At 28.8% G+C, this 17,809-nt stretch carries 16 protein-coding genes; 7 read left to right on the top strand and 9 right to left on the bottom strand.

Annotated elements, in window-relative coordinates; genetic code table 11:
* Nucleotides 1-10 precede the first annotated feature (10 nt).
* The 6 genes from CXF68_RS10115 (at nt 11) to CXF68_RS10090 (ending at nt 5,889) form a co-directional block, all read left to right on the top strand.
* Nucleotides 11-1,129 (top strand): GNAT family N-acetyltransferase, encoded by a 1,119-nt coding sequence (locus CXF68_RS10115; RefSeq protein ID WP_101044311.1) that lies wholly within the window; start codon nt 11-13, stop codon nt 1,127-1,129.
* Nucleotides 1,129-1,839, top strand: a complete 711-nt coding sequence (locus CXF68_RS10110) for a 16S rRNA (uracil(1498)-N(3))-methyltransferase (protein WP_101044309.1) — start codon at nt 1,129-1,131, stop codon at nt 1,837-1,839. Before CXF68_RS10115 ends, CXF68_RS10110 begins: the two co-directional genes overlap by 1 nt.
* 41 nt (nt 1,840-1,880) lie before the next feature.
* A complete protein-coding gene (locus CXF68_RS10105) occupies nt 1,881-3,041 on the top strand; it encodes an AraC family transcriptional regulator (protein ID WP_101044307.1) in 1,161 nt (386 codons plus the stop codon).
* Between the two features lie 259 nt (nt 3,042-3,300).
* Entirely contained in the window at nt 3,301-3,942 is a 642-nt protein-coding gene (locus tag CXF68_RS10100; RefSeq protein WP_101047454.1) for a DUF4159 domain-containing protein, read from the top strand.
* The gene (locus tag CXF68_RS10095) at nt 3,926-4,843 is read left to right on the top strand and encodes a bile acid:sodium symporter family protein (protein WP_101044305.1); all 918 of its coding nucleotides are present in this window, start codon (nt 3,926-3,928) and stop codon (nt 4,841-4,843) included. Before CXF68_RS10100 ends, CXF68_RS10095 begins: the two co-directional genes overlap by 17 nt.
* Entirely contained in the window at nt 4,843-5,889 is a 1,047-nt protein-coding gene (locus CXF68_RS10090) for a lysophospholipid acyltransferase family protein (RefSeq protein ID WP_101044303.1), read from the top strand. Before CXF68_RS10095 ends, CXF68_RS10090 begins: the two co-directional genes overlap by 1 nt.
* Before the next feature lie 41 nt (nt 5,890-5,930).
* Here CXF68_RS10090 and CXF68_RS10085 read toward each other — a convergent pair whose 3' ends face one another.
* From CXF68_RS10085 to CXF68_RS10070, 4 genes are all read right to left on the bottom strand, one after another.
* Nucleotides 5,931-8,849: a glycoside hydrolase family 3 N-terminal domain-containing protein gene (locus CXF68_RS10085; RefSeq protein ID WP_101044301.1), complete on the bottom strand. Its 2,919-nt coding sequence runs from the start codon at nt 8,847-8,849 to the stop codon at nt 5,931-5,933.
* A 35-nt stretch (nt 8,850-8,884) separates the two neighbouring features.
* Nucleotides 8,885-9,370, bottom strand: a complete 486-nt coding sequence (locus CXF68_RS10080; RefSeq protein ID WP_101044299.1) for an ABC transporter ATPase — start codon at nt 9,368-9,370, stop codon at nt 8,885-8,887.
* Between the two features lie 71 nt (nt 9,371-9,441).
* The gene (locus CXF68_RS10075; RefSeq protein WP_101044297.1) at nt 9,442-10,269 is read right to left on the bottom strand and encodes a 3'-5' exonuclease; all 828 of its coding nucleotides are present in this window, start codon (nt 10,267-10,269) and stop codon (nt 9,442-9,444) included.
* Between the two features lie 14 nt (nt 10,270-10,283).
* Nucleotides 10,284-11,138: a PPK2 family polyphosphate kinase gene (locus CXF68_RS10070; RefSeq protein ID WP_101047452.1), complete on the bottom strand. Its 855-nt coding sequence runs from the start codon at nt 11,136-11,138 to the stop codon at nt 10,284-10,286.
* 147 nt (nt 11,139-11,285) lie between these two features.
* Between CXF68_RS10070 and CXF68_RS10065 the strand changes: the two genes are divergently transcribed.
* Complete coding sequence (locus CXF68_RS10065; RefSeq protein ID WP_101044295.1) at nt 11,286-11,795, top strand: flavodoxin family protein; 510 nt, start codon at nt 11,286-11,288, stop codon at nt 11,793-11,795.
* A gap of 40 nt (nt 11,796-11,835) precedes the next feature.
* On the opposite strand, the gene CXF68_RS10060 is transcribed toward CXF68_RS10065, so the two are convergent.
* The 5 genes from CXF68_RS10060 to CXF68_RS10040 form a co-directional block, all read right to left on the bottom strand.
* The gene (locus CXF68_RS10060; protein WP_101044293.1) at nt 11,836-12,759 is read right to left on the bottom strand and encodes a GyrI-like domain-containing protein; all 924 of its coding nucleotides are present in this window, start codon (nt 12,757-12,759) and stop codon (nt 11,836-11,838) included.
* Nucleotides 12,760-12,888: 129 nt separating this feature from the next.
* Complete coding sequence (locus CXF68_RS10055; RefSeq protein WP_101044291.1) at nt 12,889-13,890, bottom strand: NADP-dependent oxidoreductase; 1,002 nt, start codon at nt 13,888-13,890, stop codon at nt 12,889-12,891.
* A 93-nt stretch (nt 13,891-13,983) separates the two neighbouring features.
* A complete protein-coding gene (locus tag CXF68_RS10050) occupies nt 13,984-14,721 on the bottom strand; it encodes an AraC family transcriptional regulator (protein WP_101044289.1) in 738 nt (245 codons plus the stop codon).
* A 247-nt stretch (nt 14,722-14,968) separates the two neighbouring features.
* Nucleotides 14,969-15,385: a DUF2147 domain-containing protein gene (locus tag CXF68_RS10045; RefSeq protein WP_101044287.1), complete on the bottom strand. Its 417-nt coding sequence runs from the start codon at nt 15,383-15,385 to the stop codon at nt 14,969-14,971.
* 290 nt (nt 15,386-15,675) lie between these two features.
* A complete protein-coding gene (locus tag CXF68_RS10040; protein ID WP_101044285.1) occupies nt 15,676-17,694 on the bottom strand; it encodes a T9SS type A sorting domain-containing protein in 2,019 nt (672 codons plus the stop codon).
* Nucleotides 17,695-17,809 lie beyond the last annotated feature (115 nt).

The raw sequence follows: 17,809 nt of genomic DNA, 5'->3' as shown, positions 1-17,809 counted from the left end.
CATTTGCTCTATGATTAAAATTAAAGAAATAACATCTAAAAAGGAAATGAAACAATTTGTTAAATTTCCTTTTTCTCTTTATAAAAATAATAAATACTGGGTTCCTCCTATCATAAAAGATGAAGTTAATAACTTCGACAAAAATAAAAACCCTGTTTTTGAGCACGCAAAAGCTAATTTTTTTATTGCTTTAGAAAACGAAAAAATCGTAGGAAGAGTTGTTGCCATTATTAATACTTATGAAGTAAATAAACAACAGATTAAAAAAATACGTTTTGGTTGGTTTGATGTTATTGATGATATAAAAGTAACAGAAGCTTTACTTAATAAAGTTAAAGAGATTGGTAAAAAAAACAACTTAGAATACATTGAAGGACCTGTTGGTTTTAATAATTTAGATAAAACAGGCATATTGGTTGAAGGCTTCGACCATATAGGTACTATGATTACTTGGTATAATCACCCATATTATTCAAAACATCTTGAACAATTAGGCTTTAAAAAAGAAAAAGAATATTTAGAAAATAAATTTCTTTTTAAAAATGTTGATGCTGTAAAATACGGAAAAGCTAGTAACTTAATTCAAAGAAGATATGAATTAAAACCTTTAGACTTTACTTCCACAAAAGAAATAATGCCATATGTAGATGAAATGTTTGAATTATTTAGTCATACTTATTCAAAACTTTCAACATATGTACCTATTTCTAATGCTCAAGTAGAGCATTTTAAAGAAAAATACATTAGCTTTATTAACCCCGAATATATAAAATTTGTTGTAGATAAGAATAATAAGCTGGTAGCATTTGCTATTGTAATGCCTTCTTTCTCTAAAGCTTTGCAAAAAGGAAAAGGAAAACTTTTTCCCTTCGGACTCTTTCACTTACTTAATGCTAGAAAAAATTCTAAAGATGTAACATTTTATTTAATAGGTGTGCATCCCGAATATCAGAATAAAGGTGTTATTGCTATAATTTTTAAACAATATTGTAATACTTTTTCTGAAAGAGGAATAATTAACTGTATTAGGACTCCAGAATTAGAGGATAATGAAGCTATACATAAAGTATGGAAAGACTTTGATCCGACAACACATAAACGAAGAAGAACATATAAACTTGATTTATAATGCAATTATTTTTCAATCAAAATATTACCACAGAAACAAAGAAAATAACTTTTGAAAAAGAAGAAAGTAGACATATTGTTCGGGTTTTAAGAAAAAAAGAAGGCGACGTACTACATATAACAAACGGTAAAGGCTTTTTATTTTCTGTAGAAATTTCTATTGCAAACGATAAAAGATGTCTTGCAACAATTATAAAACAAGAAGAAAAACTCAATAATAGAGATTATTACTTACATGTTGCTATAGCTCCTACAAAAAACAACGATAGATTGGAGTGGTTTTTAGAAAAAGCTACCGAAATAGGAATTGATGAAATTACCCCAATTATCTGTGATAACTCAGAAAGAAAAGTAGTTAAGATTGAGCGATTATCTAAAATTGTGCAATCTGCTATGAAGCAATCGTTACAATTTACACTTCCTAAACTTAACAATCCTATAAAATTTTCTGATTTTATTAAGCAAGATTTTATTGAGGAAACATTTATTGCACATTGCGAAGAAGGATCAGAAAAAAAACTTTTAAAAAATATTGCAGCACCAAACTCAAAATACACAATTCTAATAGGGCCTGAAGGTGACTTTTCTACAAAAGAAATTGAAAAATCATTAACTTCTAAATTCATTCCTATTTCATTAGGTGAAAATCGACTTCGTACAGAAACAGCAGGTATTAATGTTGTACAAAGTATTGCTTTTATACATCAGTAAGTCATTTTTTGTATATTTATCTTTTTTAACTAACTAAACTTTTGGATATACCTGTTTTATTTAATTTCTTCTTGCTTTTAAGTGCCTTACATGGTTTTACTTTTAGCGTTATTCTTTTTTGTTCAAAAAACGGAAAAGAAAAAAGCATGCGTTATTTAAACCTATTAATACTAGCTATTTCTTTAAACAATATTCAATCATGGGCATTAGAAAAACATTTACTTCAGCATAAATTTGCTTTAGAATACTTACAAATACCATGGCACTTTTTAGCAATGCCTTTTTTATACATGTTTTTAATTCACTATTTAAACCTAGCTAAAAAGTCATATAATCTCTTAAAAATAATAACCCCTTTATTTATTGTAATTGTATTTACTCAAATAATTTTTGTTTATAACTACAGTGGTTCACCATCTAAACATAAACTAGATTATATATACGAGAGGTATACTTCTTTTGAAGAGATTTTTAGCCTAATTATATCATTAAGTATTTTCATTTACTCTTTTTATATACTTTATAAAAAAGAAAAACTTTTTCCTAAAATATTATCTTTTGATAATTTAAAATGGATTCATAGCTTTTTTAAACTAACTGCTATCGGGTATGCATTGTGGATAATAGCCTTAGCTGTAAAAGTAAAAATGAATTTTACAGGTTTTTTATTCTCATATTACCCTCTTAGAATATATACAACTGTACTTATATATTGGTTAGGTTACCAAGGATTAAGACAAATAAGAATTTTTAAAGAACGTAAACAAATAAGGGAATCTTTATTAATTGATTTAAATGGTGATTTTAGTGTTGAAACAATTAATTTAAACCACCAAGAAACATCCTCTGAAAAACACAAAGAACAATTTTTTGAAATAAATAACTTTATTAAAAAAAACAAAAAATTCTTAGTTCCAAAATATACCTTACAAAGCTTATCAAAAGATACTAAATTAAGTTCAAGCACCCTTTCTTTAATCATTAACAATATAGCGAATAAGTCTTTTACAGATTATCTTAATGAAATGAGAGTTGAGCAAGCTAAATTACTTTTACTCGACCCTAATTATTCCAATTACACTATTACCTCAATAGGCTTAGAATCTGGATTCAACTCTAAATCAACATTTTACACAGTATTTAAAAAACATTCATCTTGTACTCCTGTTCAATTTAAGAATACATCAATTTCAATAAATTAAGGTGTCTTTTTATAAATAGTTGACTAAAAAACGTCCTATTTGGACGATTCCGAACCCTTGTTCTTTTATTTGAAACTATATTTGTTCATATATCAACAACTTTTGAAAACCATATTTGTTTTTCAAAATATGATATTGAAAATATTTATTGAGATTATTTTTCAATAATGAAAAAGGAGAAGCCACAAAAAACATCAATAATCTTATTGGTGTTTTTTATTGTTCTTTTACTATCTTGCTTTTACAAAAGTATTTTTTAATGAAAAGCATTATCCTATTTTTATTTATCCTTAATTTTTCTTCTGTTTTCTCACAACAGATTGCTGTTTTAAAATACAAAGGAGGAGGTGATTGGTATGCTAACCCTACTGCTTTACCTAACTTAGTACAATTTAGTAACGCTAACACCAATACATCTATTAATAAAGATATCCAAACCATTACACTTAATGACGATACAGTTAATAATTACCCCATTGTATTTGCAACTGGTCATGGCAATATTTTTTTCACTAATGAAGAAGTTAAAAATTTAAAAAACTATTTAATTTCTGGAGGTTTCTTACATATTTCGGATAATTACGGTTTAGATAAATACATAAGAAGAGAATTAAAAAAAGTTTTTCCTGATATTCAACTTCAAAAAATACCAAATAATCACCCCATTTATCACCAAACTTTTTCTTTTCCTAAAGGTTTACCTAAAATACATGAACACGATAAAAAACCAGCACAAGGTTTTGGGCTTTTTTATAAAAATCGCTTGATTGTTTTTTATGATTATGAAAGCGATTTAAATGATGGATGGGAAGATGCAGTTGTACATAATAATTCTAAAGAAACAAGGGTAAAAGCTTTAAAAATGGGAGCCAATATTATAGAATATGCTTTTAAACATTAACGATATACAGATTGACAGTATTAAAATAAATTTTAATACTGATGCTTTATGGATGCTAAACATTGCTTTAGCAATTATAATGTTTGGAATTGCTCTAGATATTAAAGTTTCTGATTTTAAAATTCTTTTAAAAAAACCAAAGGCAATTCTAGTAGGTATATTATCTCAATTTATTTTACTTCCTTTTTTAACTTTTGTAGCTATTTATATAATTAATCCTTACCCTAGCTTTGCTTTAGCAATGATATTAATAGCTGCGTGCCCTGGGGGTAATGTCTCTAATTTCTTTAGTAAAATGGCAAATGGGAATACCGCTTTGTCTGTAAGCTTAACGGCTTTTGCTACTTTAATTTGCTTAGTAATGACTCCTTTAAACTTGCATTTTTGGGGCAGTTTATACGAACCTACAAACGTTATTTTAAAAAGTATTTCCCTAAATCCGTTTGAATTATTTAAGCTTGTTTTACTTATCTTAGGAATTCCTATAATATTAGGAATGGCTGTGAACCATTTTCATTCTGAAATGGCAAAAAAAATTAATAAAATACTCCGTCCTTTTTCAATTATATTCTTTGTTTTACTTATTGTAATTGCCCTGTACGACAATGCAAGTATTTTCAAGAATTACATACATTTAGTATTATTTTTAGTTATATTTCATAACATATATGCTTTCATTATTGGTTACGCTACAGCAAAACTATTTAAATTAAATAAAAAAGATACTAGAACTATTTCAATAGAAACTGGAATTCAAAATAGTGGCTTAGGTTTACTCTTAGTTTTTAGTTTTTTCGATGGACTTGGGGGAATGGCTTTACTTGCTGCTTTTTGGGGTATTTGGGATATGTTTTCTGGAATGATATTAGCTACTTTCTGGGGCTATAAAAAAAATAATTAATGAACGCATTACTGTATTTTATTTTTAAGGTCTATATAAAAATTGGTTTATTTTTTTATTCAAAAAAAATAAACATATTAGGTAAAGAAAACATTCCTAAAAAAGGAGCCATATTATTTACTGCTAATCACCCTAATGCATTAATAGACCCCCTTTTAATAGCTACAAACACAACAAGAAAAACTTACTTTTTAGTTCGCGCTGCCATTTTTAAAAAAAAGATAGTTGCTAATTTTTTAAATTTATTAGGGATGATGCCTATATATCGTATTAGGGATGGAGTAAAACAGCTATCAAAAAATGAAGAAATTTTTAACAACTGTCAAGAATTATTAAAGAGTAATGAATCTTTACTGATTTTTCCAGAGGGGGGGCATAGTAAAAAAAGAACTATTAGACCTATTAGCAAAGGATTTACACGAATAGTTTACAGAACACTAGATAAATACCCCGATTTAAAGATATATGTTATACCTGTTGGTATAACCTATCAAAACTCTTCTAAATACCCTTCAGAGGTTACTGTTGCATTTGGTAAGCCTATAATTGCAAATGACTTTTACAATACAAACGACTTAAACTCTTCGGTAAAGAGTTTAAAAAATCAAGTTAGCAACCAATTAAAAAAATTGACTGTTTATATTGAAGATGATGAGAATTACAATACTATTATATCTAAATTAAATAATGCAAAAACAGATTTCACAGCTATAAATAATGTGAACTTAAATATAAAGAATGAAGACTTTTCTATTAAAATAAGTTCTTCTAAAACAAGAAATCTTCCTTTGTTTTATCTAATCGTTGTAAATAGTTTTTTTCCTTATTTAATTTGGAAATTGATACATAAAAAAATAGATGAAATTGAATTTATTGATACTTTTCGTTTCGGATTAGGAATGGTTTTGTTTCCTTTATTCTATTTCTTACAAGGCTGGACTATTTATTTATTTTTTAATTTTAAAATAGCTTTACTTTACATTATAGCATCATTTTTATTAGTACTTATTCACACAAAAACATCAAATACAAAAGGCAGTAACTAGTTTAATAGCTACTGCCTTTTGTATGTTCTGTAATTGTTTTTTTACTGAATTATAGCATTTTGAATATCCTTTTGAATTTTGGTTCGCATATTGCTTTTAACCAAACCTCTATTTCTCATCGTAGGGTATACTCTGTTTGACAAAAACACATATAAAATTCCTGATTCTGGATCTGCCCATGTATATGTTCCTGTAAAGCCACTATGACCAAAACTTTCGTCTGATACACAACCACAAGTAGCTTTTACTTTAGGGTTTAGCTGTGGCTTATCAAAACCTAAACCTCTACGCACTCTTCTTTTTTTATAATATCTATGATTAAATTTATCTAGCGTTTCTGGGTTTAAATATTTTTTTCCTCCATATTCACCTTTTTGTAAATACATCTGCATTATTTTTGCTACATCATTTGCATTTGCAAATAAACCTGCATGACCTCCTACTCCACCTAACATTGCAGCTCCCATATCATGTACATAACCATGTACTAATTGGTTTCTGTAATAATTATCCCTTTCGGTAGGTACTATTTCAGATCTATCAAATTTCTTGAGTGGCAAATAAGTCATCCTATCAGCTCCTAAAGACTTATAAAACTCCTCATCAACTAACCTATTTAAAGGTGTTTTATATTTTTTCTCAAGAATTTCTTTAAAAATATAATATCCTAAATCACTATATTTATATCCTACTCTTTTTCTTTGGTCAATCTCTACAATGTGTTTATATATTGTATCTCTATAATCTTTGCTTAAATATAGATTTTTAGCTACTTTAATATTATATTTTTTTGTTCTTTTTTTTCGATAATACTTAATTGAATTTTTTCCTGTCTCTTCATCTCTTGTATTCATATAAAAAGGTATCCATGAAGGAAGGCGAGCAGTATGCGATAAAATTTCTTTTAAAATTAAAGTATCTTTATTTGATTTATAAAACCTTGGTAACACATCTCCTAAGCTAGAAAATAAACTAATTTTTCTATCTTCCTCAGCTTTCATTATCATAGGTAATGACGCTAAAATTTTGGTTAAAGAAGCAAGATCATAAATGTCCGTTTTTTTTACTTTTCTTTTTTTTAAATGTGTGTGATATCCGAAACTTTTATTAATAAAAACTTTTCCGTTTCGAGCAACTAAGATTTGTCCTCCAGGTGTCATTTTTTGCTTTAAAATAGTATCAATCCTTTTATTTATTATTGATAATTTCTCAGAAGAAATACCTGCCTCTTCAGGAATTGTATATTCAAAAACATGAAGTCCTTTTACTAAAAGTCCCTCTCCTTCTTTAAACTCATTATTAATTGATACTGGTAGTTTTCCTTTTAAATCAAAAGCTCCAAAAAGGGCTTGCGCAGAAAGTTCTTGTGATAATTTACTATTTTGATAAGAAACCACTACTCCTTCTATATTCTCAAACGATTTAAGCTTTAATAAACTATACGGACTTGCAAATACATCTAAAATAACCTTCTTTGTTCTTGCTATTTCTTGTAACCAAACTAAATCTTTGTTCGAAAATTTATAACCTTTCCATGGGTGCTTATTAGATTTATGAAATCCAATAATAACTAAATCATATTTTTTTAATTTCTGTGTTAAAACACTCAAGTGCTTGTCTGAAATTACATCTATTTTTTTATAATTTCTAAGCATTGTTAAAAACTCTTTTCCTTTAGAACTACCTAAAGAAACATATGCTATTTTCTTATCTTTAAGATCTTTAATAGGTAAGACGCTACCTTTATTCTTTACTACAGTAATTGAATTTTTAATCAACTTTCTGTGTAAAACCTCATCGTAAGGAGAATTTAAATCTTGTTGTAAATTTTCTATAGAAATTGGCACATACTTATTTAAACCTACTAAGTATTTTGCTTTTAATATTTTTTTTACCGAAAAATTTAATCGTTCTTCAGTTAAACTTCCTTTTAAAATAGCATCTTTTAGCAACTTAACAGAACCTGGAATATCTTGTGGTATTAACAATATATCATTTCCTGCAAGAATTGCAGCTAAATCAATTTCTGCCGGAGTTGAATAATTTGCAGCTCCTTTCATATTTAGCCCATCTGTTACAATCAAACCTTGAAAGCCTAGTTTGTTTTGTAATAAATTAGTAACCACATTTTTTGACAATGATGTTGGTAACTTAGCATTTGGTTCTAATGAAGGAACACTTAAATGTGCTGTCATAACACTTGCAACACCTGCTTTAAATATTTTTTTAAATGGGTATAGTTCAATTGAATCTATTCTTTCTTCGCTAAAATTTATTGTTGGTAAGGTGTGATGTGAATCTGTAGCGGTATCACCATGACCAGGAAAATGCTTTGCATTTGCCAAAACACCAACACTTTGCATTCCTTGACTAAAAGCTATTGCTTTTTGGGTAACGTTCTCTTTACGTTCTCCGAACGAACGATTTCCTATAATTGGATTGTTAGGATTTGTGTTAATATCTACTACAGGTGCAAAATTCATATGAATTCCAACTCTTTTACAATGCTCTCCTATTCTCTTTCCTGTTTCCTTTAATAACTCTTTATCACTAATTGCTCCTAAGGCCATATTCCAAGGAAAACGATATGTATTTTTAAGACGCATATCTAATCCCCATTCTCCATCAAAACCAATCATTAACGGAACTTTTGCTAATGCTTGATATTTATTATTTAAAACAACTTGTTTACTAGGTGTTCCTTGCATAAAAATTAAGTTACCAACATGATATTTCTCTATCATACTCTTTATAACTTGTTCATGCTTTTTATCTTTGTTAGAATACGCTTGTATCATAAAAAGCTGTCCTATTTTTTCATCGATAGACATCGAATCCATAAGACTATTTACCCAAATAGCTTGAGCTTTTTCGTCTTTTGCTAAAAGAGGATCAACCTGTTGTGCATTTGCGGATTGAGCAAAAGCAACTATAAAAAAAACTACTATCTTTTTCATCATATTTTCATCAACTATAGTTTAATAGAAATCAATTGTTATACCAAAAATCGTTTATGCCAACTTTTATCAGCTGTTACCTCCCAATTAGTTTCAAAATCTTCTTTTGTATTTATCATATTATTAAATACAATCGTTTCTGATGTTATCTTTTTATCTTTTGCAAATTGCTGAAAGTCCGATAATTTAACAACATTAATATCCTCTCCTTCTTTAAACGAAACGTTCATTTTATTCATTAAATCAACTTTTAACTCCTTTTCTAATTCTTTTACAAAACGAACTGAAGAATCTATAGAGCAGCCTGAAACGTTATTGAAACCTTCATCAACTCCTAACACTAAAAACTGATTATATTTAACTGTAAACGATCCTTTTAAATCATCTCCATGACGCGTCCAACTATCAATAAAAAGTATTGCTTTTGCACAAATATATTCTATCTCTTCTATAGTAAATTCTCTATCTGCTTGGTACACCCAAACTCTTGAATTATTTGGTAAATTATTATATTCTGTAAACATTATTCTTCTTTATTATATAATCTCTAAATTAAAAATTGATACGGTTATTTCTCTTAAACCGATGTTAAAGATTACCTTAAATTAAATTTTTGCTGTAAAGCTTGTAACTTTTCTTTATCAGTCATTTTCTTTTTAGGTACTGCCATTCGTTCTTTAATTTCGCCTAATACTTTTTTTGTATATAACGGAAAATCTGCATTTTGAATCCAAGCATTATATCCGGGGTTTTCTTTAAATACCTCCTCTACTGTACGTCCTTTATATTTTCCGAAAGAAAAGATTTCTTGATCTTTATCATTCATTAAAATAAAACCTGCAAAATCTGCTCTTTTACCGTGTGTTGAATATTCACTTAAAGCATCAACAGTATTTTCTATATCAGTATACTTATCTAGCTGTGCTAATAAAATTTCATACGTAGCATTTGTATCTGCTTCTGCACCGTGAGCTCCAATTAATTCTTTTCCACAATAAAATTGATATCCTGCACTTAATGTACGTTGTTCTTTTTTGTGAAAAATTACTTGAACATCTACCGCTTTACGATCATTCATATCAAAATCGATACCAGCACGCATTAATTCTTCAGCTAAAACCGGAATATCAAATCGATTAGAATTAAACCCTGCCAAATCGCAACCTGCAATCATTTCATTAATACTAACAGCTAACTCTTTAAAAGTAGGTTCATTTGCTACTTTTTCATCTGTAATTCCATGAATTTCTGATGATTCTTTTGGTATTTTTACCTCAGGGTTTACCAACCATGTTTTACTTTCTTTATTTCCGTTTGGAAACACTTTTAATATTGATATTTCTACAACTCTATCTTTTGCTATATTGATTCCTGTTGTTTCTAAATCGAAAAATATAATTGGTTTTGTTAAGTTTAATTCCATTTGTTTTTTTGCAATTATTCGTTGTTTAACTGAGCTTTAAACTCATCTAATTTATCTAAATCTTTTTGTGCGAGTGATGGTTCTTTAAAACCATACTTTTTTAACTCTTCACTAATTGTTTTTGCTACAATATGTCTTGCTGTTGGTTTATCATCAGCCGGCACTACATACCAAGGTGCATGATTTGTTGATGTTCTATTTAATAAATCTTCATAACACTCCTGATATTTATCCCATAGTTTACGTTCTTTTAAATCTCCTGAAGAAAATTTCCAATTTTTATCAGGAATATTTAAACGACGTAATAACCTATTCTTTTGCTCGTCTTTTGATACGTTTAAAAAGAATTTTAAAATAATAGTACCTGTATCCGACATATGCTTTTCAAATTTATTGATTCTATCCATTCTAGCATGGTAAAAATCATCATTTAAATCATCTAAACTTCTAACTGTAGGAATATTTTCTCCAAAAACATATTCAGGGTGTACTCTTGTTACTAATACATTTTCATAATGCGTTCTATTAAAAATACCTATTTTTCCTTTTGCTGGCAGCGCAATGTAATGACGCCATAAAAAATCGTGTTTTAGCTCTAATTCTGTTGGTACTTTAAAACTATGCACTACTACACCACGTGCGTTTACATCTTTAAATACCTCACGTATTAAACTATCTTTTCCTGAAGTATCCATTCCTTGCAAGCAAATAAGCATACTGTATTTACCCTCGGCATACATGGTATCTTGTAAACCACTAATTTCTTTCCTTAGTTTTTTAAGCTTCTTTTTAGCGTCTTCATCAACTTCTTTTGTCTCAAAATTACTAAACACTTCTCCCGATGAAAACTTATAGCTGTCTATATTCATTTGCATTACTTAATTAATAGTATAAAAATACAAAAAATATCCCCTTTTCTTATTGATTTTCTCTTGGGAATTATCAATTTTTACAATCAAAGATTAAATACACTTATAATTTAATTTCCGAAGTTTATAATCTAAACAAAATGACACATGAAAAAAACTGTTATCATACAAGCCAGCTCTAAAAGCAACGGAAATACAAATACCATTATTAACTATTTAAATACTGATAATCGTTTTGACATTATCGATTTAAAAACTAAAAACATTGGTTCTTTTGAATATGATTTTAGCAATGCTAGTGATGATTTTATCCCTTTAATGGAAATGATTATTGAGAAATACGATACCATTGTTTTTGCTACACCTGTGTATTGGTATGCGATGAGCGGAATTTTAAAAACTTTTTTTGATAGAATGTCTGACCTTTTGCATTATAAAAAAGAATTAGGCAGAAAATTACGAGGAAAAAATATGGCTATGATAAGTAACTCTGGCGCCAACGATTTAAAAAATGGATTTGAAATGCCTTTTATTGAGAGTGCAAATTACTTAAGTATGAATTACCTAGGAGCTACACATACATGGTTTACAGATAATGGTGAAGATATTAATTCGGAAGCTAAAAAAAATATTGCTGATTTTAGTAAGTTAATTTAACTAAAAAGGTCTTTCATAAATTATAAAAGACCTTTTTAGTTTATTCCACCGGTATACAAATATCTACAACACACTTTCCTTCTGGATGCTCTTGTGGATTGTTATAATAAATTTCAAAAGGGTCTTGATCTGCTTTTTTATAACCATGTTCACTCATCCATACAAAGCTACTTTCCCATGCTTCTTGAAAATCTTTTGATGCTATTTCTAATCGAGAAACAATACACCTCGTTTTTGGTAATGTTTTTAAATTTACCTCTCCTGCTGTTTTTATATCTTCTAATAAAGTAACACAAGCACTCATTCTTATTTTGTCTGGATCTGTAATTTTAGGACTATCATGATAAATAGTTAACATTCGTAAATTTTCTTGCGCCATTATCCCTTTCGGATGTGCCCACCTCATCAACTTATTATAAACATTATCAATTGCATCCATTTTTCCTTGATGACTGATATATGCTAATTTTAATGCTGGCATTATTTTAACTTCAGTTTTTGCATTCATTTTTAACCAATTTAAGTTGTTATTTACATTACAAATGTATTGCTCAAATGAAGTTAGTACTTGTCCGTTATTGCTTTCTGCTTTACAAATCTTGCTAAATTTATGCTTACTTTCTTTTTTAAATTCAACAGCACTCATACCATAGAATTTTTTAAATACTCTTGAAAAGGATGATAAACTTGTAAATCCCACTTTTTCTGAAACCTCTGTAACCGACATTTCTTTTTTGTGTAACAAAAATGATGCTGATTTTTCTATTCTTTTTCTTGTGATAAAGTTATTTAATGTTTCCCCTGTTACACTCGAAAAAAGACGGTGAAAATGAAATGGAGAAAAATGAGCTTTTGAAGCAATGTCATTTAACATCAATTTTTCATGTAAATGTTCTTCAATATAAGTAATTGCCTTACTTATTCTTATTACTGTTTTTGGTGTTACTTGCTCTGAAGATTTCATTTAGTTTACTAATTTTAAACACTTTTATTTAATTACTACTACTTTTCTGTAACGCAAATAGTAGCATTACGTTTTCCGCTAAGTCATAAATTTTTCTCAGGATTTCAACTCTTCTCTTTGTTGCGGTAGTTATTTTATTTTAATTGTTATTTTTCCTTTTACACGTCCAGATTTTTGATAAAGTAATGCACCTATTGATTCTGAGAATGGAAACGTTTTATCAATTACAGGTTTAATTAAGTTTGCTTCTACAAGTTTTTTAATCTCTATTAACTGATTTCTATCTGGTTGCATCAAAATAAGTTTATAAAACGCTGATTTACTCTTGATTTTCTTCGTTATCTTTCTCCTCTTAATAGATAATACAAAACGAATTATTCCATTAAGTTTCAATTCTATTGCAGTTTCTTTATCTACTTCTCCAATAGTACTAATCACTTTACCTCCTCTCTTTATAACATCAAATGCTTCCACTGTATAATTACCTCCTAACGTATCATAAACAATATCAATATCTTTTACAATATCTAAATAGTTCTCTGTTTTATAATCAATAACTCTATCTGCACCTAACTCTTTAACCCAAGAAACATTTTTAGTACTCGTTGTTGTATAAACATATGCACCTTTACTTTTTGCATATTGAATTGCAAAAGTTCCTACACCACCAGAACCTGCATGAATTAATACTTTATCACCTGATTTTAAATTAGCTTTATTAAAAGACTGAATTGTAGTCAGCCCTACCAAAGGTAAGCTAGAAGAATAATTAAAGTCTAAGTTTGATGGTTTAAGACTAACTACGTTAGCGTTTACCGCAATAAATTCAGCGAATGTACCTGGAAATTCTCTAGGTACTCTAGAGTAAACTTCATCTCCAACCTTTAAGCCTTCAACCTTAACACCTTTTTTTATAATAACCCCTGAAACATCAAAGCCAATAGAAGCTGGAAATGTTAATTTATGGATTCTTTTCAGGGCTCCTTCAGTGATTTTATAATCAATAGGATTCACACCAGCTGCATGTACTTCAAGAAGTACTTGATTATCTCCTATTGTTGGTATTTCTATTTCATTAAAAGATAAATTAGTCTCAATATCTCCATATCCTTTTATTTGCAAAGCCTTCATAAATTGTTATTTTTCAGTTCGTTATTACTCCCTCTACTCTTATTTAAAACACAAAAGTACCCACTACTTAAATAACAAATTTGTATCAACTGGCTAACTTTTCTGAATCAATTTAGGATTGAATCCAAATGTCTCCTTAAACACCTTCGAATAATGTGAACTATCTGTAAATCCGAATTGATGCGCCGTCTCTGTCAAGTTTTGTTTTCTTAACATACTAAAAGATTTACTTACCTTATTCCATTGTTGAACCTTTCGAAAGGTAATCCCTGTATTTTCTTTAAAAAGGTGTAAAAATCTACTTTCGGATAAAAAACAAATTTCGGTTATTTCTTTTAACGATATTACTCGATTAAAATTGGCTTCTAAATATTTAATCGCTTTTTTAATTCTCTCATCTTTATAAAGATTTTCTGTTTCGCACTCCCCTTTAAATACTTCTAATAAACTGCTAATTTGTAAAACAACATTTTCAAAATTTATTTTTTCATTTAGAAAATCTATACCGCATTTTCTTAACTCTTTCAAAATTGGATGTTTGAATTCTGAAATTTCATTATTTGATAATTGATTTAAATAATGTCCAATTGGAGAAGTTGGATAAAATAAAAGTAATAAGTGCTCTTTTTCACATGACAATTGATGAGTAACGTTGCTTTTTATTAGAAAGCTTTTAAACTCAGCTATTTCATTATTCTTTTTTGTTAAAATTATTTCGGTATTTAGCGAGATGTTTATTTGAATAGCATAATGTTTATGCAGCAAGTTATCATCAAATTGTCCGATCGAGAAACCCCAGTTATTTCCAAAATATATTTTGTTTTTTTTCATTGTTTCTTCAGGGTTTTATCTTCTATATAAGAAAAGTAATCTTTTAAATTTTGGTTAAAAATCATGATGCTATTTTAGCTCTCTAATACAAGTTTTAAGAGGTATAAACACCATCCATTTATCTATAAACAGGTGTCTTTTATATCAACTCTTTTTCTATAGTTACAAAACTATAAAAAAAGCACATACCAATTATTATTTGCACTTTTTCATCCATTATTTATGCACATTATTCTATAGCATTTTATTATTTTCTGTTCCAATATTGAGTTCTTCCCAAAATAGACGTACCAATAAAACCTCTAACTTTCAATTTATTATCCTTAATTAATTCTAGATAACAACTATACATTTTTCCCGTTTGTGGGTCAAGAATAGTTCCTCCCTCATATCTAGTGCCAGTATTATTAAGGTTTTCAATAATAATTAATCCAAGTATTGGTTTATCTTTTTTATCCCCTTTACATTCTTTACAGGTTGTATTTTTCTCTCCTCCATATTTTTTGACAATTTTTGCGAAATAGAGATTGTTCGTTTTATAAATTTTAACGACTCCTTTTTTTTCATTCGTTTTATCATCATAAGTTTCCCATTGCCCCACAATATTTTGTCCTTTGGCTGTCATACTTAATGCTAATATTGCCAATAAAAATAGATATTTCATTATTTTAAGTTGTTTTAGCTGATTATTTTTTTATTCTCATTAGAAATACAAAAATATCGACTACTTAAACAATAAAATTGTATCAACTAGCTAACTTTTCTGAATCAATTTAGAATTTAACTCAAAAATTTCCTTAAACACTTTAGTATAATATGAACTATCTATAAACCCGAATTGATTTCTATTTTTTATTCTTTTAAAACTGTACTGACTATGTATAGTTTTTTACCTTTATAAATTTGTAAAGCTTATTATTCTATGACAACTAAAAGAACTAATGGGAAATCTTTCTAATGAATTTGAATTTTTTCTACAATTAGTTTTTTGCCTACTTTAATTTTTACTAAATAAATTCCCCGTGTTAAAAAACGTATATCAATAGTGGATTGATTATTTTGAAAGGTTTTAATATGCTGCCCTTGAAGGTTGTAAAATGTCCATTCTATAGACTCATTGAATTGTGTTTTTCCTTTCAAATTAAAATGCAAAAGATCGCTCGTAGGATTAGGAAAAACACTATGAGCTTTTTCAGTATTATGATATGGCGGAGTTTCTTTATCAAAATTAACGCCAAAAAGAGGATAAGGTTGCCCAAACTCATAAGCTCCTCTGTCGGCTTGTCCATCAAAAACAAATGGCAAATTGAGGTTATCAATAGCTACCCCAGAATTGATCGCTGCTGAACCATCAGTTAGCCCTAGATCTCGCTGACCAGGAACAACACCTAATACATAATTGGTTGGTAAATTCGCATTCTTTAAATCAAACATTGTGATAGCAATCCCATTGGTTTCTATATCAGTTCCTGCCTGTAAAGCACCAATATTCTCATAACGAATATTAGACCATTTAAACCATTCGCTTTGGTTAGTTCCACTTCTTTCTGAAAAATAAGCATTATAATCCCAATCATCTGTACTACCCGATACTAACCCGAATTCCTCAAATACGTATTCTGTACCCATAATAATATTGTTTCTTAAATAAGTGTTCTGCCAACCACTTGGAGAAGATAAACCATTACCATTCTTATTACTTGTATTATGTACAATAATAAGACCTGCTGGGCTTCTATTCATTTTATGGGCAGAAAAACCGTCTTCTATGTTAAAAAACTCATTCCTGAAAATATAACAAGGACCTCCTAAAACTGGCGCTAAACTCGTACCTGTTCTACTATTATATACTCGATTCCTATATACTCGACTGTTAGCTATAGTAAAGTCTATTTCAATACCATCATCTACACAATATGCAATATCATTATAGTAAATATCCATGCTGTAAGAAACATCGACAGCTCTTCCGTCAGTAGAAATTCCGTCTCCAAAGTATTGAATAGTATTATATCTTACCACATTATTATTCCCTCGAATATCAATACATCTTTCAGATGGAATTCCTGATTGTGGCCAAGATGTAGTTCCTGTAAATTCATTATTTTCAATAGTTTGATCATGTTCCCATCCATTCTCTCTTCTGTTGTAATAACCATAACCTACATTTTTAATTTTGTTATTTTTAATAGTTACAAAAGCTGTATTTTCTGCATTAATTGCCCAATGCCCATTTTGAATAACAAAACCATCAACAATAAGGTATTCGGTAGTTTTTGAAAAATCACCAATATTAACAATCCCTACACTTGTATTAGCCCCGTCAATAATAGCCCCATGAAGGTTTTGACTTTTAAATACAATGGGGTTGCCTACTGTACCATCAGCCGTAATATTAAATGGTTTGTACAAACCATTTAATATTAAAAATAAATCGCCTGCTACAGCGTTATCAGCTGCTGTTTGCAATCCTAAAAAAGGAGTACTTTTTGTTCCATTTCCGCCACCGTCTCCAGGTGCTACATAATAGGTAGAACCAGTAGAAGAATGTTTTAGTGGCGTTTTAGTAGAGATGGTTCTAATTTCTGTTATGCTTCCGCCATCTGGATCAGTTATACTTAGTTTCAATTCATATGCTGTACCTGGTTCTAAAAAAAGAACACTCCCTGCAAGATAATTCTTATTTAAACTAGTATTATTTACTTTCATCTCTGGGTAAGCTCTCAACGTTTTCGCTCCTTGTAAATACGTTGCCGTTCCCAATTTCCGATACGCTATTTCAAGATTGCTATTATGATTATTATCATCACTAATTCCCCACAACACACTAATATGTTCATATGTAGCATCTAAACGAATGTCTTTTGGTGTAATTTTACTCTGAGAAAAAACAGTTCCTATCACAAACATTAAACCTGTAACAGTTATAAGTTTAATATTTTTAAAATTGATAGTTTTCAGCTTTTCATTCATCTTGTTTATTTTTTAGTAACTAAAATGTCTAATCTTAAAATGACTATCAACAATAATTATTTTACTATTAAATGTGCGTAGTTAGGTATTTTAAAAGTAAATGCAATATCTTGTT

The sequence above is a fragment of the Tenacibaculum sp. Bg11-29 genome (genome assembly GCF_002836595.1).
GTDB lineage: Bacteria > Bacteroidota > Bacteroidia > Flavobacteriales > Flavobacteriaceae > Polaribacter.
The sequence above is the reverse complement of the archived record's forward strand: the minus strand, read 5'-3'. Positions and strand labels throughout refer to the sequence as shown.

Coding starts and splice junctions, on each gene's coding strand:
- CXF68_RS10080 (WP_101044299.1), bottom strand. CDS start 9,370: ATGTTTACAGAATATAATAATTTACCAAATAATTCAAGAGTTTGGGTG.
- CXF68_RS10055 (WP_101044291.1), bottom strand. CDS start 13,890: ATGAAGGCTTTGCAAATAAAAGGATATGGAGATATTGAGACTAATTTA.
- CXF68_RS10085 (WP_101044301.1), bottom strand. CDS start 8,849: ATGATGAAAAAGATAGTAGTTTTTTTTATAGTTGCTTTTGCTCAATCC.
- CXF68_RS10075 (WP_101044297.1), bottom strand. CDS start 10,269: ATGGAATTAAACTTAACAAAACCAATTATATTTTTCGATTTAGAAACA.
- CXF68_RS10115 (WP_101044311.1), top strand. CDS start 11: ATGATTAAAATTAAAGAAATAACATCTAAAAAGGAAATGAAACAATTT.
- CXF68_RS10095 (WP_101044305.1), top strand. CDS start 3,926: ATGCTTTTAAACATTAACGATATACAGATTGACAGTATTAAAATAAAT.
- CXF68_RS10050 (WP_101044289.1), bottom strand. CDS start 14,721: ATGAAAAAAAACAAAATATATTTTGGAAATAACTGGGGTTTCTCGATC.
- CXF68_RS10110 (WP_101044309.1), top strand. CDS start 1,129: ATGCAATTATTTTTCAATCAAAATATTACCACAGAAACAAAGAAAATA.
- CXF68_RS10040 (WP_101044285.1), bottom strand. CDS start 17,694: ATGAATGAAAAGCTGAAAACTATCAATTTTAAAAATATTAAACTTATA.
- CXF68_RS10090 (WP_101044303.1), top strand. CDS start 4,843: ATGAACGCATTACTGTATTTTATTTTTAAGGTCTATATAAAAATTGGT.
- CXF68_RS10065 (WP_101044295.1), top strand. CDS start 11,286: ATGAAAAAAACTGTTATCATACAAGCCAGCTCTAAAAGCAACGGAAAT.
- CXF68_RS10070 (WP_101047452.1), bottom strand. CDS start 11,138: ATGAATATAGACAGCTATAAGTTTTCATCGGGAGAAGTGTTTAGTAAT.
- CXF68_RS10045 (WP_101044287.1), bottom strand. CDS start 15,385: ATGAAATATCTATTTTTATTGGCAATATTAGCATTAAGTATGACAGCC.
- CXF68_RS10060 (WP_101044293.1), bottom strand. CDS start 12,759: ATGAAATCTTCAGAGCAAGTAACACCAAAAACAGTAATAAGAATAAGT.
- CXF68_RS10100 (WP_101047454.1), top strand. CDS start 3,301: ATGAAAAGCATTATCCTATTTTTATTTATCCTTAATTTTTCTTCTGTT.